The sequence below is a fragment of the Bacillus sp. TH22 genome (assembly GCF_016651015.1).
GTDB lineage: Bacteria > Bacillota > Bacilli > Bacillales > Bacillaceae_G > Bacillus_A > Bacillus_A mycoides.
Window position 1 is genome coordinate 464,691 of the sequence record NZ_JAEKER010000001.1, and the last position, 21,053, is coordinate 485,743.

Below are 21,053 nucleotides of genomic sequence, written 5' to 3' on the forward strand. Positions count from 1 at the left end.
AAAATATATGAGAAAGTGTATTTGTTCAAAAAGATTTTATGCAATTATTAAGACCATACTTTATATACTCTATTCATTATTATTCTACACAACTCTGCATAGATCCAAAGAGTATAAAAAACTCAGTATAAATATTAATGTAATAACTTTTATATCCATAGTCGTATGAATAGTAGGACCAAGTACAGGAAAACGGAAGATATCGAGAATGATCATAATTCCTATAAGTAGACATATCGCTGAAAAGGAAATTACCCAAATCCTCCTCTTGAATTGTAAAAAGGATACTCCTAACGCTATACCTAATAAGCCTGTAGTAAAGGGAAAGACAATTAGTTCACTTGGCTCAATAATGAATAATAGGAAAATAGTAAGAATATAAGAAAGTACTCCCTCACGAATAGAATAACAAATAGCTAGAAAAATCGGTAGCGTCGCGAAAGGACTAATAAATAACCCAATTCCAGGGATTAAGTTCCCCGCAGATTGAAAAATAGCAGCAAATGAACCGAGTAATGCTGTAATGACTAACCTACTTGCAGGCGTCACCTTTCTTTTATGAACAAAATTCGCATCCTGCTCTATCATCCATTGATACCAATAGCTTCTAAAGCGATTCATCAAATTCCCCCCTAAAGAGACCTAATTCACCACTTTCTATTTTTATTCAAATACTTATTGGTTATGTTTTACTTTCTGCTTGTTAGGAATCACTATACAATAGATGTTTATCCATAGAAGGTTTTTTAAGAGGCACTAAGTCGTGCGTTTGAAAAAGTATGAATTCCATATATTTTTAGACTAAGAGTTTATACCGTATCATGGAACAATTTCAAAAATAGTACCTTTGTTAAAATCCGTTACTTTCATAGATCCATAAACCCCTAAATATAATCTAGTTTGATCTCCGTTTGTTCCCAAGCTCATATAATAAGCTGCTTGAGCACCAAAATCATAAGTGGTTTCAATAACATGAAAATCATTACGTTTCCCGTCTAGAGCTGCTCTAGTAAAAGCTAACACTCCCTTTACTGGAGATTGAAATTCTTCTTTCTTAGCAAGATCAGTAAACACGATACTACCAGTTAAACTAGGAATTGTAGTTCCCATATATGGTTGTACTCCTGTAAGTGAGGTTCCTCCAAACTTATCTACTCTGGAATCTTTATGAAAATAACTAATTAGGGGCTGTATGCGCCTCACTGATGTTTCTATTGTTTCATTATAATAAGCCATTGTTCTCTCATCCAAAGTAGGGTTCTCAGAACAGTGCCTTATAAAAGAAGTAGGAAATTCTCCTTCCCATCCTCGCCAACCAAAATTAATAAATCCATCTTGATTGGGAGTGGATCTCATTAAATGCGTTTGAACAAGTTCGGTAACCGGTATGGGTTTATAATGAACAAACGAAAAAACAGACTCTACAATATCCTGCCCGACATTTCCAGCATATTTGATATACTGATTATAAAACCTTTGAAATGAAATACCTGTTATATTCCGAACTCCTTTCGCAATTACTGTAAGTGTTTCTTGTATAGATAAAGGAAACTCATTAAAGCGTGTAACTACTGGAGGGTTATTTATGAATGTATTTTTACTTACATCAATTTCAATTATTTTACCCGCTATTTCTAAATCATCCTGGCTTAAATTAAATGGATCATAACCCGATCCACCATCTCCATTTGTAAAAACAAGTTTTCCACTCTCAGGTGAAAAGTTTAAACTATTGACTCCGTTATGATTAAAAAAGGGCCTTCTTATGTTAAGTAATGTCCGTCGTTTTTGAGGTTGACTATGTGATTGTAAAATCCATTCCTCAACCGTATCAATATGATCATATTGAGTATCTCTATTTACCCACTTTAAGTTTAAAGTTTTCGGATCACACGGATTAGGTTTAAAAGGTTCAGACAGGGCACCCGGACCTTGAGTGCCAGCTACTGAATAATGAAGGTAAAATAAACCGTTTTGATAAAATTGTGGATGAAACGCTAGTCCTAGTAATCCGCGTTCATCATAACCGCTACTAGAGACACCTTCTTCAAACGTGCCTAATTTGATAATTCGCGGGCGAATATCTAAAAAAGTCCTTATAACTCCGTCTCCTATGTAAAAGATTTCTCCTATCTGGGTTGCAATAAATAACCTTTCAATTGAGTCACCTGGTAGTATAGTTGTTTTCAAAACAGTAGGTAAATTAAACTTACTTGCAATGGGCCGTAAACTAACCTTAACTTTTGTCAACTCACTTTACACCCCTTTAATTGCGTTTTATTAAAAGAGTATGATTAAAACTGTTCGATTAGTATTCAATTAGGGACTAGGGAATTGGATATTATTTCTGGCTGCGCTGCTTTTCCTGCTTCTCCATATAACTACGCATCCGTCGCATATATTCAGGTGCGTCCATTCGATTCCCTGCGATCATTTCAATAATACAGAGCCTTTTGGCGCTTTCCTTTTCAGCATGGGTTATAGCCTGATCAAGCTCTCCATAGGTCCGGACCGTAACGGTAAACGCGTTACCTCCAAAAGCTTCGGCCAGCTTGGTGTAAGACCATTGAGGGATTTCGTTGTACTTTTGATCCTCTGTTTTGACATTTAAATATCTCTCGATTGTATAACCATCGTTGTTCAATACAAAGATTATAGGCTTGCAGCCGTAATAGAGCATAGAACTGATTTCCTGTGCCGTTAGCTGCAAGGCACCGTCACCTGTAAACACCAATACTCGGCGTTCCGGCGCGGCCATAATAGCACCAAACGCCGAAGGGATTGCGTAACCGATGGACTGCCATCCACCTTGTCCAATATATGTTACATTGCCCGGCAGTCTTACCTCTCCCATTCCATAATAGAACGTTCCGGTCTCGGCGATTACAATATCCCCCTCTTTCAGCATGCGCTGAAAACGCGGATAATAGCCGTCCGCCATTAGAGGTCCGTTGGCAATAGTTGTGAATTGTTCATAAGGGAATGACAATTTTTTTGTCAAACCTTTACCCGTATAACCCATCTTTTGAACGGCAAGTAGCATGTCGGCTGCAAGAATATTCGGATATTCCGCCTCAGCGATTTTAACTATATCTGGTTGAATATTGACAGTTATCAGTGGGTTCAGCTTTGCGGTAAAACTTGCGGTGTTTGTATCCGCCCATACCATACCAATCGCAATGATACAATCTGCATTCTCCACTGTACTTTGGACTTCAGTCCTCCCGAAAGAGCCTTGATACATTCCGATATAATTTGGATGGTTCTCGTCGAATCCGCCCTTCCCGTAAATCATCGTTACAACAGGCACATTCATTGCATCGGCTAGCTGCCGAGTCGCTGTCTGAAGGTCGAATCGCATCGTTTTCACATCCACCAAGATAACTGGTCGGTGGGAACGTTCCAAAAGCAGACGGACATGATTCACTGCAGCCTGAAGGGTATTCGGGTTGGATGTTGGACGTGGTGGTGCCGGTTCTGTCCAGACTTTAATCGGCTTGGTCACTAAATCATTAGCCACAACCAGGTATACCGGCTTTTTCTTTTCCTTAGCAATGCGAATCGCAGTCTGAATCTCAATCTTGGCATTTTCTGGTGTAAGCACGGCAGTATAAGCCGTTATCTGCTCATACACCTTGCGAAAAACGTCAAAATTCCCATCCATTAAGGTGTGGTGCATCAGCTTATGCTCTTTTTGATCCTTCTCAGGAGGGGCACCCACAATGTGTATTATTGGCACATACTCGCTGTTGGCTCCCGCTATCGCATTGCATGCGCTGAGCTCCCCGACCCCAAATGTCGTAATAAGAGCCGATATTCCTTTGATTCTTGCATAGCCATCTGCAGCGTAGCCCGAGTTTAGTTCATTTCGTCCTTCTATAAAACGGATGCCGTTATAACACTCCAAAGTATCAAGAAGTGTAAAATTATAGTCCCCTGCGACACCAAAAATTTCGGTAATGCCCTCGAGTTTCAGGCAATCGAACAAATACTGGACAACCGTTTTTTGAGCAGGTCCCCTTTGTAAACCAAAGTTGCCCGAATTAATCATTTTATCCATCGCTTGCTCGCTCCTTATCTATTTCTTTGGCTTGTTCTATTTTATAGTACCCTTTTTGATAATTCCCTTTAATTAAACCGGTTATCCGTTGTGCAACAATTAATCGGGAAGAAATGCTCCTTATCTTTGGAGATATTCATAAAACAAGAGAAGGAGGAGAAACACTAAAACATTACAAGAATGTATTAATTAATCTTCTAATGTTCTTTTTAAATTGTTTCCCTTTAAAACATCCCATTTATCATGCTCCTCACTCTGTTTTGCAAAAGTCTAGCCTACTTTTAAAAATTTTGTAACAGAACCTTAAAAATAATAAAAACCCACGAAGAAAATGCATTTTCTTCGTGGGTTTAGTTATTTAAATGGACTTTCACCTAACTCAAGAAGCATCCGCACCTTCAAACTGACTATTATAAAGCGAAGCATAGAAACCATCAGCTTTCAATAACTCTTCATGATTACCTTGTTCTACAATATCTCCGTCTTTCATGACAAGGATTAAATCTGCATCACGTATTGTTGATAATCTATGAGCGATAATGAAGCTTGTTCTACCTTCCATAAGGTTTTCCATCGCTTTTTGAATCAATACTTCTGTACGAGTGTCAATGGAGCTTGTTGCTTCATCGAGTATTAATATTTTCGGATCCGCTATAAGGGCACGTGCAATTGTTAGTAGTTGCTTTTGTCCTTGGGATACGTTGCTTGCTTCTTCGTTTAGTTCCATTTGATATTTATTTGGTAATGTTTTTACGAAGTTGTGAACGTGAGCTGCTTTCGCTGCTTCAATTACTTCTTCGTCTGTAGCATCGAGTCTACCGTAACGTATATTTTCCATGATGGAGCCGTTAAATAGCCAAGTGTCTTGAAGTACCATACCAAACATGTTGCGCAGGTCTTCTCGCGTGAAGTCTTTTATATCGTGACCATCGATACATATTGCACCGCTGTTTATGTCATAGAAACGCATTAACAGTTTTACAATCGTTGTTTTACCAGCTCCGGTTGGTCCGACGATTGCTACCTTTTGTCCAGGTTTAATGTTAGATGAGAAATTATTGATGATGATCTTATCTGGATTGTATCCAAATTGAACATCTTGGAAGGTAACTTCTCCTTGAACTTTTTGCAGCTTCACTGGATTTTCTGCTTCTGGCACTTCCTCTTCTTCTTCTAAAAATTCGAAGACTCTTTCTGCAGCAGCTGCAGTAGATTGAAGTACGTTCGCGATTTGTGCTACTTGAGCGATTGGTTGCGTAAAGCTTCTAACATATTGCACAAAGGCTAAAATGTCTCCAACTGCGATGGTTCTCTTTACCGCAAGCCATCCACCTAAAATAGATACAGCGACGTAACCGATATTACCGATAAATGTCATAATCGGCATCATCATTCCAGATAAAAATTGAGATTTCCATGCGGAATGGTAAAGGGTATCATTTACCTTTTCGAATTTTTTCACTTCTTCTTCTTCTTTGTTGAAGGCTTTTACGATATTGTGACCACTATAAATTTCTTCGACCTGACCGTTTACGTGTCCTAAATATTCTTGCTGGGATTTGAAGTATTTTTGTGATCGTTTTACGACTGCCATGATGAGAATCATGGATACTGGCAATATTAAAAGCGCCACTAATGTCATTTGCCAGCTGATTGATAACATCATGATAAGTACACCGATGATTGTAATAACGGATGTGATGATTTGCGACATACTTTGGTTTAAAGTTTGGCTCACCGTATCTACGTCATTTGTAATTCTCGATAATACTTCGCCGTGCGTTGTTTTATCAAAGTATTTCAGCGGCATACGGTTAATTTTTTCATCGATTTCTTTTCTGAAGTTATAAGATACTTTTTGAGCTACTCCAGAAATAATGTACCCCTGGATAATACCAAACACAGTGCTCAGTATATATAATCCAAGGAGTAAAATGACAATGTTTCCGATATAGGTAAAGTCAATGGCCGCACCGGGTGCTCCTGATACTTTGCTTACGAGTCCTTCGAAAAGTTTTGTTGTCGCGTTTCCTAAAATTTTTGGACCAACGATTGTAAAGGCTGCACTGCCGATTGCGAAAAGGATAACGATTAAGATTGATAATTTATAGGGCTTCAAGTATTGAAGGAGTTTATTCATCGTTCCTTTGAAGTTTTTTGCTTTCTCAATCTTTCTCATGCCGCCGCCCATAGGACCGCCACCGCCAGGACCAGGGCCGCTTTGTTTTCTATCACTCATGATGACAACTCCTCTCTTGAAAGTTGTGATAAAGCAATTTGCTTATAAACTTCACAGTTTTCCATAAGCTCTTCATGAGTACCAGTTCCAATTATTTTTCCTTCGTCAAGTACAATAATCTTATCGGCATTCATGATTGTACTGATTCTTTGGGCAATAAGTAAAATAGTACTTCCTGTAATCTCATTGTTTAAAGCTCTGCGCAATGCTGCGTCTGTCTTAAAGTCAAGAGCTGAGAAACTATCATCGAATATGAAGATTTCCGATTTTTTCGTAAGAGCACGCGCAATAGAAAGTCTTTGTTTTTGACCACCGGAAACGTTCGTACCACCTTGTGATATTTCTGTGCGGAAGCTTTCAGGCTTCGCGTTAATAAACTCCATAGCTTGCGCGATTTCCGCCGCTTTTTCGAGTTCTTCTTCAGTTGCTTCTTTTTTACCGTATTTCAAATTACTCTCGATTGTACCTGAGAAGAGAACTCCTTTTTGCGGTACATAACCAATTTTCTCTCTTAATTCCTTCTGAGATACTTCTCTAATATCCGTGCCATCTATTAATATTTGGCCGCTTGTGACATCGTAAAAGCGTGGAATTAAGTTGATTAATGTTGATTTACCACTACCTGTACTTCCGATGAAAGCTGTCGTTTCACCAGGTTTTGCAGTAAAGGTGATATTGGAAAGCACATCTTCTTCTGCACCTGGGTATCTAAAGCCAACATTTTTAAATTCAACGTAACCTTTCTTGTCTGAAGCAAATGTTTTCGGCTCTTTTACATCACTAATGGTAATGTCAGTATCTAAAACTTCTGCGATACGTTGTGCGGAAACTGAAGCACGTGGAACCATAATAGATACCATTGAAATCATTAAGAAGGCCATGATGATTTGCATTGTATATTGCATAAATGCCATCAAATCACCAACTTGCATATGTCCCATATCCACTTGGTGTGATCCAACCCAAATAATAAGTACAGTAACGGCATTCATGATAAACATCATCATTGGCATCATAAATGACATTAAACGGCTTACAAATAAATTTGTTTTTGTTAAATCTTGATTTCCTTTTTCAAATTTCTTTTCTTCATGTTTTTGAGTATTAAAAGCACGAATAACGAGCATACCGGTTAAAGATTCACGAGTGATTAAGTTAATTTTATCTACTAACTTTTGGATACGCTTAAACTTAGGAATCGCGATGCTAAATAAACCAATGACTAGGCTTAAAATCGCAATTACCGCAACTGCGATAATCCATCCCATTGAAAGGTCTGTAGTAAGTACTTTAATAATGCCGCCGATACCTAAAATTGGTGCATAGAATACAATGCGAAGCATCATAACCATAAGTGTTTGAACTTGTTGGATATCATTTGTACTTCTTGTGATTAGAGATGCAGTGGAAAACTTATCAAACTCCGCATTCGAGAAGTTTGTAACTTTCCGGAATACTTTCTTTCTAAGGTCTCTGCCGAGTCCTGCAGCTACTTTTGCAGCAAGTAAACTCACGATAACGGTAGCTGCCATACTTACTAAGGATAAAAGCAGCATTTTCCCGCCGGAAGTAAGGATAAAATTAGATTGAAGTTTATCAGTATTGATACCGATTTTCTTATACTCATTCTCAATGTATGAAACAGCTGATTGTGTTACCATGCTGCCTGGCATATTCTTAAACTTTTCATCTGCCTTTTCTTTCATTGCATTGATTTGATCTTGAGGAAGTTTCGCAATGACTGCAAAAGGATCTGTATTTGGCGGAAGTTTCGCTGGTGTGTTGTTGTCACCTGTCGCAGCAGGAGAGAAAGCAGATGAGCCACCTTTTTCAATTCCTTGTGTAATTAACATTGGTTTCCCAAAGATATCGTTAAGTTCGTTAATTATTTTTTTATCTTCTGTATGTAACTTATAAAGTGGCTCTTTATCAAGCTGCTGATAATCTTTTAAGTCATTTTTCAGTTCACTTTGAGAGAGGTTGTTCTTATCTAAAAGCACATAGTTATCAGCAACTTTTTTCTTCTCATTTTCATTCATAAAGAGCGTAAGTTTATCCATTTCACTTTTACGAATAACCTCAGGTACTGCATTTTCTACACCTTTTTGTTGAATCCCTACATTGACAATGTTAGACATGTAGTCTGGCAGTGATAGATCGCATACTGCCTGTACAGTTAAAAGACATACAACTGCAATGATGGAAGCAATAAATGGTTTTAAATGTTTGATGATCTTTAACATTTAGTTCATCTCTCCATTTTCTTTGTCTAATTTTTTTAGTTTTTACTCCGCTTCTCTCCTTTATTCTTCGTATTCTAAGTAATTCATTCTAGCAGCTCTTTACGTATTTTCGACTACAAATTAATTTTATGACTATATGAAGATATGATGCACCGAAAATAGGCTCTTTTTTTCAAAAACGTTTTTTATATTCGGTAAATTAGCAGTAATAGACTTACCTTTGATCAAACATGTTTATAAACCAACATAACGTACAGGAAATCGGCTTTTCTCTTGCCGAAATTTACTTAGCATACAGTGGTCATATTTTTTCAAGAATAACGGAAGAATATATAGAAAATGCTACATAAACGTGAAGTTTGATCAACTTAGGGGGGACAACCTTGTTCAATCAAATAGTAAAAGCTGTACCCAATTTATTTACGATTGGAAATTTATTGTGCGGTGTTTTTTCAATTACCATGAATATGAGTGACTATTTGGAAGTAGCCTCCATTTTCATTTTCTTTTCAGCTGTTTTAGATCTCCTTGATGGAAGAATTGCGAGAAAATTAAAAGTGAACAGTGAGTTTGGTGTACAATTGGATTCCTTAGCTGATATTGTTAGTTTCGGAGTTGCTCCTGCACTTTTATTTCATTCGATAGCAACACCTTCTATTTTAACTTCTTTGGCATTTATCCTTTTCCCAACGATGGGTGCTTTAAGATTAGCTAAATTTAGTGTAAAACCAACCATTGGATATTTTAAGGGATTACCTATTCCAGCTGCTGGATTACCATTGGCCGGTATGGGATTGTTTTCATATAGCAATGCATGGATTACATTAATCCTCGCTCTCTTAATGGTAAGTCCAATTAGGTTTAAAAAACTTTAATTGGGATCCCGTCTATCGCTTTAATTTCATTTGTGAAACGGTTCGCTAATATCCATCAAGTTGAGGGTTTTGATGTTATTCATCATTTTACGAATGCAGCGATGGGACAGACTTTAAAGAGCTTATCTATTGTAATTAATCATAATAGATTGTGAAATTGAATAGCCTCCAGTTTTTGAGGCTATTGTTTATATTTCTGATATGTATTTTCGCCTCTATGTTGAACGAATCAATCTTTCTTCTCTAATACCTCAAACGATAAAAATGGACTTCGTTGCTATAAAGGGCAAAGAATTTTCGTTTTGTGGATATTATTTATTTTTTTAGCTTGATAGCGATGTGGTGATCCCACTTGTTTAAAAGAACTCCTACCTCTCAAAATACTTAGTTACGCCCAAATAACATAACAAAAAGATTAGGAAATCACTCCTAATCTTTTTGTTTATTACTATTCCATTGCCCCAGCAACATCATAATCATTTAAATCTAATTCAATCGGTTGCCCTAACGCAAGTTTCGCAAGTTCTGATCCTAAGTATGGACCTGCTGTTAATCCTGAAGCACCTAATCCGTTTGCAATGAGTATGCCTTCAAAATTAGGGAGTGGGCCAATAACAGGTAAGAATCCTGGCGTAAATGGTCTGAAGCCAACTCTAGTTTCAAGCATTGTACCATCTTCTAAACCAGGCGCTACTGTTAACGCTTTATGGAATACTTCATGTAAACCACCAGCTGTTACACGGTAATCGAAACCAGTATCATTCTCATGCGTTGCACCAATTACGACATGGCCATTGTCAAATGTTAAAATATATTGATCGTTCGGCGGCATAACAACTGGCATATTTTCTGTTGCTGTATTTTCCATTTGCAAATGAACAATTTGTCCTTTTTGGAACGTAACTAAGAAATTAATTCCTAATGGATTCAAGATTTCGTTCGCCCATGCGCCTGCAGTTACCATTACCTTTTCCGCTACAATTGTTTCGTCATTTACTTTAACTCCCGTAATATGATTCCCTTCACGGACTAATACTGCATCACCTTTTATGAAAGTTGCACCATGTTTTTTCGCAGCGCTTATTAATGCGTTTCGTAATAATCTTCCATTTACTCGTGCAGCGCCACTAATATGAACAGAACTATATTCTTCCGATAATGCTGGGAATAATTTTTTCGTTTCTTCAGCTGATAAGCGAGTGATTTCACCAATCTCCGGTGCATCTTCACGGCGTTTATACGCTCGCTCTTCCATTTGATCTAGTTTTTTCTCATCAGTATGTAAACTAATTGCACCTACACGGTTGTAACCTGTATCCGTTTCACCGTCTTCTTCTAATTGCTGAATTAACGAAGAATAGTAACGTGCACCGCCTTTAACGATTTTATACCATGCTTTATTACGACGTTGCGACAGCCACGGACAGACAATACCTGCTGCTGCGTCAGTGGCTTGACCTAAATCTTGACGATCTACAATAGTAACCTTCGCACCAGCCTTAGCAAGATGATAGGCAGTAGATGCCCCTAAAATTCCAGATCCAACTACAATATACGATTTCATTTCAAACTCCTTTTCTCTTTTGCTAATTATTTAAATATAAGAACATACTTTAGTATACTGAAAGGAATCCTTTTTTCAATGTGCTCAACGTAATTAATTGTTGCATCATTGTGACGTTCCTAATCATTATTTTTTCTTCTTACGGAATAATTCAATTGTTTTATAGCCTTGTGAAAGGATTTCAATCATTTTCTCAAGACGTTTATCGCGTGTTTTTTCTTGTTTCACAGAAAATAAATTACGTGCCCAATCTTTTTGATAACCAGGAGTTAAACTTTGATAAAACTTAAGTTCAGCTGGATGATTAGCCAATAATGCTTCAACATCTTGAATACGGTCTGCATAATCAGCAACACATTGACTCGCTGCAGGTGTTTTCTTCGCTTTTTTCTTTTCATGTTTTAAACCTACAACTGTAAAGACATCATCCATACTTACCATTCGCGCAAATTTAATTTCGCTTTCCCCCACATATCCATCATCTCCAACGTTTAATGCCGGAAACATCTCATCACGGTGAATAAACGTACTGTAACGAGCATTATCTTTTTTCGGATATGCGAAAAACACGTAACCTTTTTCAATTAGTAATTCTTCATTACTAATAATAAAATTCGTTTGTTTCACCATTTCATCAAGTGTTTCAACAAAAATAAAAATAGCATCATGTTCTTTTGAAAATGAGGTTTCTTTACCTGTGAAAATGTCATAATCACTTGGTTCGTTAATTACGACCATATTTGTATACTTATTTAGTTTCAATTTATCAATAACTGACATTATAATCTTCCTTTGCATCCAATATTCATTTTATATACTTCTTTATACTGTTCTAGTGTATTATATCTATTAAGAAAATTAAAGCCGTATGTAATCCGAGATGAAGGGCTAGTTTTGCAAGGAGATAATGGAAAAGATCCAGTCTTTCATACATATGAAGAAGCTGAGGAAACGTTAAAAACGTTAACTATACCGCAGTTTCCGAAACATATTAGACGAAAACCATTTAAACCAAAAATAATAAAAATAGCCGATTCTGAATAAGAACCGGCTATTTTTATATTCACAACTCAATAGCAAATAAAGTATATAAAAGCTCTTTATATTGATTTTCTGTAATTTCACGCTTCGTTTTTTCTCCATAAATAATTTCAGTTAAAATAGTATTCGTTAATGAGACATGGCCAAAGTTCGTCAATTTTACTGCAATGGGTCCTTTATTGAAAATAGATTTCTCATCTTCTATCACTCTTCTTTGAACATCGTTTACTACTGTCTCATCAATAATATGTTTATAAAAAGCATGACTAACTTTCCATTCTCCATCAACATCTATTCTTTCTAGAACATAGTTTCCTTTACTCGTATCTTTTTGTCTTACTCGATACGAACCGTTTTTAGAAGAAACAAGTTCGCCAGTAAACGGTACTGGCACAAGAGGTACTAATGAAGCAATACCTACATCAATTAAGTACCTTACGTTTTCGTAATTTAAAATAATTGTTATATGCCCATCTTCAAGTGCCCAAGCGTTTATATCATTTTTATATACGGTACCTAGTGCGAGTTGTACATCATAACCACTATCTTTTAAAAAATAGTAAAAAAGAGTATTTAATTCATAACAAAGCCCACCTCGAGAACTAGTTAAAATTTTCTCTTGTAAGTTTTTCATAGAAATTGTATTCGCATTACTTGCTATTACATTTAAATTCTCAAACGGGATTGTGTGGGCAAATGCAAAGAGTATTGTACTTAATTCTTCAAATTTTATTTCAGTACGTTTTTCAAGGTTTAATCTTGTGAAAAGTTGATCTTGTAACTTTGTCATATTCAGCACCCCTTAATAAGTTATAAATTAAAATAATATATGCTGATTGTAAATTTGAAGGGATATAGTAACAATGTACATTTGCAGTTACTGTACCGATACAAAATTTAAATTTGAAAAACATATTTATATAATAATACAAATAAGAGGCACCTTCACGGATGCCTCTTTCGAATTACATTTTATATCTTTATTTCAATGAGCTTAATTTTTCAATTGCTTGTTGCTCAGTTGCTAATAAAAAAATATCCTTACCTTTATTACATTCATAAATAAAATCCTTTAAGCTTTTACTCGTATACATAGAGAAATCTCCAATAATAGCAATCTTTACTCTGTAGTTTATAAACTTTTGAAGAATATCACCCGCAAGCCGTGTTTTTAAGTCAAAGAAGCTTTCACTTATTAATGATTTATTGATAGCAATCCGCTTTGAATCCACTTCATATTGAACTGTTGCCATGAGATCTAATGCAGATTGAACGTCGGATATTAATACTGTATCGTTTCTGACGACGGCAATATTTATTCCGCCAATTACTACTTTCTTTATTTCCATAGTCTCACCCCTCTATAATTTATAAAGTATATATTAAACACGCTGTGTAGATCTTCATTAACACACATAAATGATTTGCCCCTGGCTCAATAACCTCTATTTCATCGTAAATAAATATTGTTTTAAAACTTCTCATACGGTCAATGAAATTAAGGGTAATCTATCTTTTTACTATTTTTGAAAATTTATCTCTCCACAATAACTTAATAAATTATCAAAAGAAGTAATCTCGGCATATGGTTTAGTGTCGGTATTATTCTTAATCATATTAGGATTGAACCATATGCCCTTTATATTTGCATTTTGACAACCAGCAATATCCTTTTCTAAGTCATCTCCAACAAATAGTACATCTTCTGATTGTACATTTAGCTTATTTAATGCTAGTTCGAATATACGTTTATCAGGTTTACTAAATCCCACTTCTTCAGAAATAATAATCGTATCAAAATACTCATTTAAACCCGTATTCATTATTTTAGCTTTTTGCCTCTGAGTTGAGCCATTTGTAATAATTCCAACTTTAAAGTGCCTCTTTATATGATTTAAGAAAAGAATAGTATTTTGGTCAATTGAAAAACATTTAGGAAAGTTTTCATTCCAAAAATCTTGGATATAATTGCGTGGCAATCTATATTTCGGCGCGAATTCATCAAATAATGATTCTAAAACTATTGTTTTATCACTAATGCCATATTCTCTTTTATCATATTCTTTGAATTTCTGTAACATATTGTTTTTGACTGTATCACTAACATCCTCATAGCACTTCTCTAAAACTAATAAAAACAAGTTATCTACTGCCTTATCCCTATCGAGTAACGTATCATCTAAATCAAACAGCATAGCTTTATAACTCCTCAAATAATTTCACAACCTTTCTCACATGATTTAAATAACCCCTTGTTCGCACCTTAGGCCTTTACTAAATTAGCAAAAAAACTACAAAGTTTGTGGCGTACGCTCTAGAATTTTGCAGTGACCCCTGTCAAGTAGACAGTATTAAAAAAGCGCAACTAAGCAACCTGAGTTCTATATTTATATGGACTCAGGTTATTTAATTTCTTTTGAAATCTTTGATGATTATAAAAGTGCATATATTTACGCACGGCAAGTTTGACCTCATTCGCTTTATGGAAGGAGTGTAAATGAAAACACTCTGCCTTAAAGTGACTGAAGAAGTTTTCCATACAAGCATTATCCCAACAGTTGCCTCTTCGAGACATACTTGCCTTCATCTGATATTTTTTAAGTAATTGATTATATTGACGAGATGTATACTGGGACCCTTGATCACTATGTAAGAGGATTCCCTTCATATTTCGTTTTTTCTTTGCCCTTTTAAGTGTATCTAACACAAGTTTTAAGTCGTTTCTACGACTGGTTTCATAGGCAACAATCTCATTATTGTATAAATCCTTAATAGCGGATAAGTACAAGCGCTGTCCATTGAAAATCAAATAGGTAATATCGGTTACCCATTTCTCATTCGGTTTTGAAGCTTGAAACTCCCTATTTAGATGGTTCTCTGAAATCACATAAGCTTCTTTTTTTCCGTAATAAGGTCGTTTTTTCCTAATTACGGCTTTGATACCTAGTTCACTCATCAATCTTTGGATGCGTTTATGATTCAAATGAAGGTTATATGTGGCTTTCAGCCACACTTGTATTCTTCTATATCCATAAATTCCTCTTAATTTTTTATGACACTCCAATATCTTTTTCTTAATTTCGATATCCTCTGATTGTTTTTTTGAAGGCGTCGTATGCCGTTTTATCCATTTGTAGTACCCACTTCTGGTTACACCAGCAATATCGCATAGAATGGTCACTGTATAACCTGTTTTTGTCATTTCATGGATGACTTCGAATTTTTTCGTTTTGGATACGACTTTCATTCCTCCTTTTACATTCCTAAGAGCTTTTTTAACATTTCATTTTCCGCTTCTAATCGTCGGATCTTAGCTTCAGGATCTTCGGGTCTAACCCTTGGTCTACCTAAACCTGGTCCTTTCGCTTTACCGCGTTTTTCTTCTAGTCCTTTGATTCCTTCAGCTTCAAAGTATTTCACCCAACGACTTACAACCGAGTGATGAATACCCAATTCTTTCGCAATGGTTTTATAGCTCATGCCTTCTTTTAAGTATAAATCTATAGCTTTTTTCTTAAATTCTACATCGTAAGTGACTCTAATTTTTCCCATAAAAAAATCCCCTCCATAGTAAACAGGTTAATGTGCTTTCTTTTTCCTGTCTACTATAAGGGGATCATATCATTTCGCCGGCTTCTTTTATATTTAAATTCATCTCCCTTTCCCCTTCTAGTAAAGTATCGAAAGTATATTTTCAAACAGTTAAAAAAACTACATACAATTTACATTATTATACATTAGTTTTTTGTAAATATTAATCGTTCAGCTTTTTATATGATAAGTTTTTTCAAGCACACAAATATTTCTCCATAAAAAAGGAATATGGGTAATAATCCTTTTTTACGGAGAATACACAATCTTGAAAATGGAGTTAATACGTTAAACGTCCTATGAAGTTTCCTACTGTATCTCCACATAAACTCCAGATAGTACGGCTATAATGACTACCAGAGGTGATATTATGAAAAACTATCATATTCTCGTGGTAGAAGACGATCAAGAAATTCAAGAATTAATTAAACAATTTTTAATGACACAACAGTATACAGTTGTAGTTGCATCAGATGGATTAGAGGGTATGACACAATTTAATAAGCAATCCTTTGATTTAATTCTTCTAGATGTAATGATGCCCAATCTTAATGGATTTGAAGTATCCAAGATGATTCGAAGTCAGTCAAACGTACCAATTATTATGCTAACTGCATTGGAAGAAGAGGAAGATCAAATGAAAGGGTTCGATCTTGGAATCGATGATTATATAACAAAACCCTTTTCGTTTCATGTTTTGATTAGACGAGTCGAAGCTGTACTTAGAAGAAGTTATGATAAAAATGTAAATAATCATTTGGTGTTTAAAGAAGTGCGTATCGATGTTGATGCATATAGAGTATATGTAAATGACGTTGAAATTTTATTAACGACAAAAGAGTTTGAAATTCTACAACTACTATTTCAAAATGAGAGAAAAGTACTCACAAGAGAAAATATCGTAGAAAAAGTTTGGGGGTACGATTATTTTGGAGAAACACGAATAATTGATACACATATTAAAAACCTACGTAAAAAGTTAGCTATCCCTTATATTAAAACAATAAAGGGTATTGGTTATAAAATTGATGAATAGTATTGTGAAAATCATGAAGATGAAGCAAATTACTTATAAACTCTTTATGACTACCTCTCTCATCTTGTTATCCTTTGCAGTATTGATTTATTTAACTTTATACTTCTTTCTCCCTACGTTTTATGAGCAATACAAAACAGATCAACTTCAAACAGGGATAAAAGAAATCATTGATAAATCTAAAGATCTTACGTTTCAAGATGCGATACCACTTTTTGATGAATATGCAAAAAAAAATAATGCGATGCTTTATCTTCAAAATAATGAGGGAATAATTAAATACTCTCCTTCATTTTCTTTTACTCAAAATGGTTCGCAAACAACAGTAGTTACTAGAGCCACACGGTTCGAGAATGCAGGTACCCTTAGCAATTCATATAACGTTACGAAACCAATTCAATTCCAAGATGGTAGTTTAACGCTTATAGTCTTTGCTACATTTCAACCAATTGATGAAGCTTCACAGGTTTTAGTACGCTTTCTCCCCTATATTAGTATCATTGTACTCATAATTGGTGTAGGGAGTGCTTATTTCTATTCCAGGTTTATTACAAAACCACTTATTTATATTAATGAGGGTGCACAAAAGATGGCAAATTTAGATTTCTCCGAAAAAATTGAGGTTCGCTCTACAGATGAGTTAGGAGAATTATCTAATAGTTTGAATGACATGTCTATTAACTTACAACAAGCTATGTTTGATTTAAAAAAAGCAAATCAACAATTAAAAAATGATATTGAAAAAGAACGAGAAATAGAAACAAAACGCAGAGAGTTTTTTGCGATTGTAGCACATGAATTAAAGACCCCTCTTACTGTAATGAAAGGATACTTAGAAGGGATGATATACAATATTGGCCCTTATCAAAATCGTGATCAATATTTAAAGAAAAATCATCAAATTATTGAAAGTATGGAACAATTAGTTCGTGAAATTTTAAGCATGTCGAAATTAGAACAACACACCTTTAAACTAAAAGTAGAAGAAGTTAATCTTTCGAAGTTAATAGATACAATCACAAAAGATCTCGAATTTTTTGCTTCTCAAAAAAGCATCCAAATAATAAAAGAAATTGATTCTGATCTTTCTGTTTATACAGATCGTGTTCTTTTTGAAAAAGCATGTAAAAATATTATCCATAATGCAGTTATGTATTCACCACATAATGAAAAAGTCTATATAAAGTTAAGTGAGGATTCTAAACAAGGTCAAATCAAAATGCAAATTATGAATACAGGTGTCAATATTAAAGAAGAGAATATACAACAAATTTTCAAACCATTTTATCGAATTGAAAAATCAAGGAATCGAAATACTGGAGGAAGTGGTTTGGGGTTATATATTGTTAAACAAATTCTTGAAACGTTAGATATAAAGTATTCTATAAAGAATATGGAACGTAGTGTACAATTTAGCATGAACATTCCATTATCTAAACAAAAAACAAACAAACTCCCCTCTTAGTAGGACGAGTTTGTTTGTTTTTTGTAGTTTTAGTATTGATATTTTTCGAGTTACTTTTTAAGCAATATTGGGATTAGCTTTTTTACCAATCCACATACCTAAGCCCACCATGCCAAGCCAACAGCAAATTGCTAACATAAACATCAATCGTTGTACGGATAACCCTTCAATCTGCATTTGACCCTTCCCAACAATTGTTTGGAAAAGTTGCGACCATTCGACATCGTAAAACACCCCTACTCCCACAATCACAATCAATATAAAAAATTGTAAAAATATATTCCCCATATTTCTCCATGTTGTGTAAATGAGTAAAGAAAGCTCTCTATGTGTAGCATTCACCATATATACTTTCATATTATTTTGAGAAGAAATACTATTAATGGCATAGCTCCCAAATGTAACGCTAAGGACTATAAATATTGGAGAATAAAACCCGAATATCATGATTAAAGTACTTACTAAAAACAAATGGATTGGATTAACTTTCTTAGCAGCTTTGATATCTAAAAATATGGACATCAAAATCCCTAATAGGTATGGTCCAACTACAATGAAAATACAGGTTAACATGTTATAGAAAGTAAAACTATAAAAAATACCCATCAAAAATAAATATCCATTTCCTAATCCAAGTAAAAATGATTCTGCCTTTAAGCGAATTGGTAAAGAAGATGAAAGTTTATGAAAGAACTTTCCTTTCAACAAACTCAAATACATGAAACAAATAAGCGCTATAGAAAGTAGAAAAAAACAAAAAATATATTGTTCATTATTTATGTTACGACTTGTTCGAATCAAAAGAATAAGCATTGAGACAAAAAGAAACTTTCCTACAACCGATACGATGGAGATAGGTAAAAGCCCTTTGGCTAACTCTGTTCTCGGCATTTTTTTTATAGCAAAAAGGATACTGATTAAACAAATCCCATATATGCATGTTATCAGCGGCGGCGATAAAAAACTAATCGCTAACAAAACGATTATTAGTAAAAGAAAAACGATACCAATAATAATCGCTTGTTGATTTTTATTATAAACCTTTCCCCCGCCTTCCACATGTAGAAACAATAAAGTACTCGTCATGGTAGAAATTGTACTAACTGCAAAACCAGAAACTAACGCACTTATTTCTAGCCATCTTGAACTCCATCCAAAGAAAGTAACACTAAGTAATGATACTATCAGAATAGAAACAGTCCAATATAAGGAGCGGTGAATCCCAGCCTTATTCACAATAGGTATCCAGATAAACACACCCGTCATATAAGTTGTATAAAACAGGATTGATGGCCAGTATCCCTCAAAGCCTTTCGAAATTTGTAATCCATAAACAATGTAAATAAGCATGGGTGTAAAGATAGTCGTTATTAGTAGACTAAATGTAGTTATACTTTGCACCACAAGTCTTTTTTGCTTTGTCGTATGTATCGTATAACACCTCACTTAAAATGAAATCAGTAGTTGTTATTACTTATTCTGTCCGGAACGAGGTTGTTATATATGCGCAATCCAATTGAAATTCCCATTACGAGGTAAACTCAATCTAAATCCACATCAAATTAAGTGGCGTGCAAAAAAGGTGGATTTTGTGATTCTTATAAATAAAATTAATGGATATATTCAAAACCTTAATCATAAATGGAACAAATGTGTTACTTAGATTGTCTATTACGTATAAAAAAGGTGCTTTTGGTAGTTCTCTCATTTTGTAATGCAAGAAACACAAGATGAGTGCTATCCTGTGCATTTGTTAATTGTATAGGTATTTAAAATACCTATACAAAATCCATATATTCTTGAAAGAGGTTGAAAATGTATGATAGTTTCAAAGAAGTTTTTTCACATTGCACATTATAAAAAGATGCTCCCTGTAGTATTACTTTCATGTGCAACGCTTATAGGCTGTTCCAATAGTAATATTCAATCCGCACCACCGAAACAAACCAAACAAGAAAATACAAGTAATCATTCTTTTGTAAAGCTGGAAAAAGAATATGATGCTAAACTTGGTATTTATGCATTAGACACAGGTACGAATCAAACCGTTACTTATCGTTCAGATGAACGGTTTGCATACGCATCTACCCACAAAGCCCTTGCTGTTGGAGCACTGTTACAAAAGAAATCAATAGAAGATTTAGATCAAAGAATTAAGTATACTAGCAAAGATCTTGTGAATTACAATCCAATTACTGAAAAATATGTAGATACAGGTATGACTCTGAAAGAGCTTGCGGATGCTTCCCTTCGATATAGCGATAATACTGCACAAAATCTTATTCTTAAGCAATTAGGTGGGCCAAGTGAATTCAAAAAATCACTGAGAGAAATAGGAGATACTGTCACAAATCCTGAACGTTTTGAACCAGAATTAAACGAAGTGCAGCCAGGAGACACTCGTGATACTAGTACCCCAAAGGCATTAGCTACTAGTCTTCAAGCATACGCGCTAGGCGATATACTTTCAGTTGAGAAACGGAACTTTTTAATAGATTTGATGAAAAGAAATACTACGGGGGACAACTTAATTCGTGCTGGAGTTCCAGGAGAATGGGAAGTAGCCGATAAGACCGGCTCTGGGTCTTATGGAACAAGGAATGATATTGCAATCATTTGGCCACCAAATAAAAAGCCAATTATGCTTGCGATACTTTCTAATCATGCGAAAGAAGATGCGAAATACGATGATAAACTTATTGCAGATGCAACTAAAATAGTGTTAGACGATTTAAAAGTAACGAATAAATAATTACTCCAAAGAATGACTTAGTTAAAATTCATATTTCATTTGAAGACCGTTGATATTGAAAGAGTACAAAAAAGAACCTGTAGAATATACTACAAGTTCTTTTTCAAAAATTGTTAAAAAGGGAATAACAAACTATCTTAACATTCAATACAGGGAGACCATTTTGATTATGGCTTGGTTATATTGT

Annotated in this window: 17 protein-coding genes and 1 pseudogene; 5 read left to right on the top strand and 13 right to left on the bottom strand. The window is 34.9% G+C overall.

Going from position 1 to position 21,053, the window contains the following annotated elements; translation table 11 throughout:
- Positions 1 to 47: 47 nt before the first annotated feature.
- The 5 genes and pseudogenes from JFU18_RS02595 to JFU18_RS02615 all read right to left on the bottom strand — a co-directional run bounded on the left by JFU18_RS02595 (position 48) and on the right by JFU18_RS02615 (position 8,542).
- Positions 48 to 621 (bottom strand): annotated as a pseudogene (locus tag JFU18_RS02595) (hypothetical protein).
- A gap of 198 nt (positions 622 to 819) precedes the next feature.
- Entirely contained in the window at positions 820 to 2,250 is a 1,431-nt protein-coding gene (locus tag JFU18_RS02600) for a PQQ-dependent sugar dehydrogenase (RefSeq protein ID WP_201033834.1), read from the bottom strand.
- Positions 2,251 to 2,341: 91 nt separating this feature from the next.
- The gene (locus JFU18_RS02605; protein ID WP_201033833.1) at positions 2,342 to 4,060 is read right to left on the bottom strand and encodes an alpha-keto acid decarboxylase family protein; all 1,719 of its coding nucleotides are present in this window, start codon (positions 4,058 to 4,060) and stop codon (positions 2,342 to 2,344) included.
- A gap of 379 nt (positions 4,061 to 4,439) precedes the next feature.
- A complete protein-coding gene (locus JFU18_RS02610; RefSeq protein WP_201033832.1) occupies positions 4,440 to 6,299 on the bottom strand; it encodes an ABC transporter ATP-binding protein in 1,860 nt (619 codons plus the stop codon).
- On the bottom strand, positions 6,296 to 8,542 hold the full coding sequence (locus JFU18_RS02615) for an ABC transporter ATP-binding protein (protein ID WP_113769492.1): 2,247 nt from the start codon (positions 8,540 to 8,542) through the stop codon (positions 6,296 to 6,298). Before JFU18_RS02615 ends, JFU18_RS02610 begins: the two co-directional genes overlap by 4 nt.
- 383 nt (positions 8,543 to 8,925) lie before the next feature.
- Between JFU18_RS02615 and pssA the strand changes: the two genes are divergently transcribed.
- Positions 8,926 to 9,417, top strand: coding sequence for a CDP-diacylglycerol--serine O-phosphatidyltransferase (pssA, locus tag JFU18_RS02620; protein ID WP_002085344.1), 492 nt, complete (start codon positions 8,926 to 8,928; stop codon positions 9,415 to 9,417).
- A 448-nt stretch (positions 9,418 to 9,865) separates the two neighbouring features.
- On the opposite strand, the gene JFU18_RS02625 is transcribed toward pssA, so the two are convergent.
- Both JFU18_RS02625 and JFU18_RS02630 read right to left on the bottom strand, forming a co-directional pair.
- A complete protein-coding gene (locus JFU18_RS02625) occupies positions 9,866 to 10,981 on the bottom strand; it encodes an NAD(P)/FAD-dependent oxidoreductase (protein WP_044441673.1) in 1,116 nt (371 codons plus the stop codon).
- A gap of 126 nt (positions 10,982 to 11,107) precedes the next feature.
- The gene (locus JFU18_RS02630; protein WP_201033831.1) at positions 11,108 to 11,761 is read right to left on the bottom strand and encodes a YdeI/OmpD-associated family protein; all 654 of its coding nucleotides are present in this window, start codon (positions 11,759 to 11,761) and stop codon (positions 11,108 to 11,110) included.
- 114 nt (positions 11,762 to 11,875) lie between these two features.
- Between JFU18_RS02630 and JFU18_RS29625 the strand changes: the two genes are divergently transcribed.
- The gene (locus JFU18_RS29625; protein ID WP_201032294.1) at positions 11,876 to 12,025 is read left to right on the top strand and encodes a hypothetical protein; all 150 of its coding nucleotides are present in this window, start codon (positions 11,876 to 11,878) and stop codon (positions 12,023 to 12,025) included.
- Between the two features lie 19 nt (positions 12,026 to 12,044).
- Here JFU18_RS29625 and JFU18_RS02640 read toward each other — a convergent pair whose 3' ends face one another.
- From JFU18_RS02640 to JFU18_RS02660, 5 genes are all read right to left on the bottom strand, one after another.
- The gene (locus JFU18_RS02640) at positions 12,045 to 12,812 is read right to left on the bottom strand and encodes an arylamine N-acetyltransferase family protein (RefSeq protein WP_201033830.1); all 768 of its coding nucleotides are present in this window, start codon (positions 12,810 to 12,812) and stop codon (positions 12,045 to 12,047) included.
- A 190-nt stretch (positions 12,813 to 13,002) separates the two neighbouring features.
- Positions 13,003 to 13,371, bottom strand: coding sequence for a DUF4180 domain-containing protein (locus JFU18_RS02645; protein ID WP_002141909.1), 369 nt, complete (start codon positions 13,369 to 13,371; stop codon positions 13,003 to 13,005).
- Positions 13,372 to 13,542: 171 nt separating this feature from the next.
- Entirely contained in the window at positions 13,543 to 14,217 is a 675-nt protein-coding gene (locus JFU18_RS02650; RefSeq protein ID WP_060751157.1) for an HAD family hydrolase, read from the bottom strand.
- Positions 14,218 to 14,387: 170 nt separating this feature from the next.
- The gene (locus JFU18_RS02655) at positions 14,388 to 15,269 is read right to left on the bottom strand and encodes an IS3 family transposase (RefSeq protein ID WP_201050228.1); all 882 of its coding nucleotides are present in this window, start codon (positions 15,267 to 15,269) and stop codon (positions 14,388 to 14,390) included.
- 8 nt (positions 15,270 to 15,277) lie between these two features.
- The gene (locus JFU18_RS02660; RefSeq protein WP_002170592.1) at positions 15,278 to 15,574 is read right to left on the bottom strand and encodes a transposase; all 297 of its coding nucleotides are present in this window, start codon (positions 15,572 to 15,574) and stop codon (positions 15,278 to 15,280) included.
- 409 nt (positions 15,575 to 15,983) lie between these two features.
- On the opposite strand from JFU18_RS02660, the gene JFU18_RS02665 reads away from it, so the two are divergent.
- On the top strand, positions 15,984 to 16,649 hold the full coding sequence (locus tag JFU18_RS02665; RefSeq protein ID WP_000800741.1) for a response regulator transcription factor: 666 nt from the start codon (positions 15,984 to 15,986) through the stop codon (positions 16,647 to 16,649).
- Complete coding sequence (locus tag JFU18_RS02670) at positions 16,642 to 18,114, top strand: sensor histidine kinase (protein WP_033709149.1); 1,473 nt, start codon at positions 16,642 to 16,644, stop codon at positions 18,112 to 18,114. Before JFU18_RS02665 ends, JFU18_RS02670 begins: the two co-directional genes overlap by 8 nt.
- Before the next feature lie 57 nt (positions 18,115 to 18,171).
- On the opposite strand, the gene JFU18_RS02675 is transcribed toward JFU18_RS02670, so the two are convergent.
- The gene (locus JFU18_RS02675; protein WP_201034596.1) at positions 18,172 to 19,464 is read right to left on the bottom strand and encodes a hypothetical protein; all 1,293 of its coding nucleotides are present in this window, start codon (positions 19,462 to 19,464) and stop codon (positions 18,172 to 18,174) included.
- Between the two features lie 469 nt (positions 19,465 to 19,933).
- On the opposite strand from JFU18_RS02675, the gene bla reads away from it, so the two are divergent.
- Positions 19,934 to 20,866 carry a class A beta-lactamase gene (gene bla / locus JFU18_RS02680; protein ID WP_201031077.1) on the top strand — a complete coding sequence of 311 codons (933 nt, stop codon included), beginning with the start codon at positions 19,934 to 19,936 and terminating at the stop codon, positions 20,864 to 20,866.
- Positions 20,867 to 21,053: the final 187 nt, after the last annotated feature.

What these genes read in the sequence shown, in the direction of transcription:
- JFU18_RS02610 (WP_201033832.1), bottom strand. Translation starts at nt 6,299, where the DNA reads ATGAGTGATAGAAAACAAAGCGGCCCTGGTCCTGGCGGTGGCGGTCCT.
- JFU18_RS02670 (WP_033709149.1), top strand. Translation starts at nt 16,642, where the DNA reads ATGAATAGTATTGTGAAAATCATGAAGATGAAGCAAATTACTTATAAA.
- JFU18_RS02675 (WP_201034596.1), bottom strand. Translation starts at nt 19,464, where the DNA reads ATGCTTATTTACATTGTTTATGGATTACAAATTTCGAAAGGCTTTGAG.
- JFU18_RS02640 (WP_201033830.1), bottom strand. Translation starts at nt 12,812, where the DNA reads ATGACAAAGTTACAAGATCAACTTTTCACAAGATTAAACCTTGAAAAA.
- JFU18_RS02650 (WP_060751157.1), bottom strand. Translation starts at nt 14,217, where the DNA reads ATGCTGTTTGATTTAGATGATACGTTACTCGATAGGGATAAGGCAGTA.
- JFU18_RS02665 (WP_000800741.1), top strand. Translation starts at nt 15,984, where the DNA reads ATGAAAAACTATCATATTCTCGTGGTAGAAGACGATCAAGAAATTCAA.
- bla (WP_201031077.1), top strand. Translation starts at nt 19,934, where the DNA reads ATGATAGTTTCAAAGAAGTTTTTTCACATTGCACATTATAAAAAGATG.
- JFU18_RS02660 (WP_002170592.1), bottom strand. Translation starts at nt 15,574, where the DNA reads ATGGGAAAAATTAGAGTCACTTACGATGTAGAATTTAAGAAAAAAGCT.
- JFU18_RS02625 (WP_044441673.1), bottom strand. Translation starts at nt 10,981, where the DNA reads ATGAAATCGTATATTGTAGTTGGATCTGGAATTTTAGGGGCATCTACT.
- JFU18_RS02630 (WP_201033831.1), bottom strand. Translation starts at nt 11,761, where the DNA reads ATGTCAGTTATTGATAAATTGAAACTAAATAAGTATACAAATATGGTC.
- JFU18_RS02605 (WP_201033833.1), bottom strand. Translation starts at nt 4,060, where the DNA reads ATGGATAAAATGATTAATTCGGGCAACTTTGGTTTACAAAGGGGACCT.
- JFU18_RS02655 (WP_201050228.1), bottom strand. Translation starts at nt 15,269, where the DNA reads ATGAAAGTCGTATCCAAAACGAAAAAATTCGAAGTCATCCATGAAATG.
- JFU18_RS02615 (WP_113769492.1), bottom strand. Translation starts at nt 8,542, where the DNA reads ATGTTAAAGATCATCAAACATTTAAAACCATTTATTGCTTCCATCATT.
- JFU18_RS02645 (WP_002141909.1), bottom strand. Translation starts at nt 13,371, where the DNA reads ATGGAAATAAAGAAAGTAGTAATTGGCGGAATAAATATTGCCGTCGTC.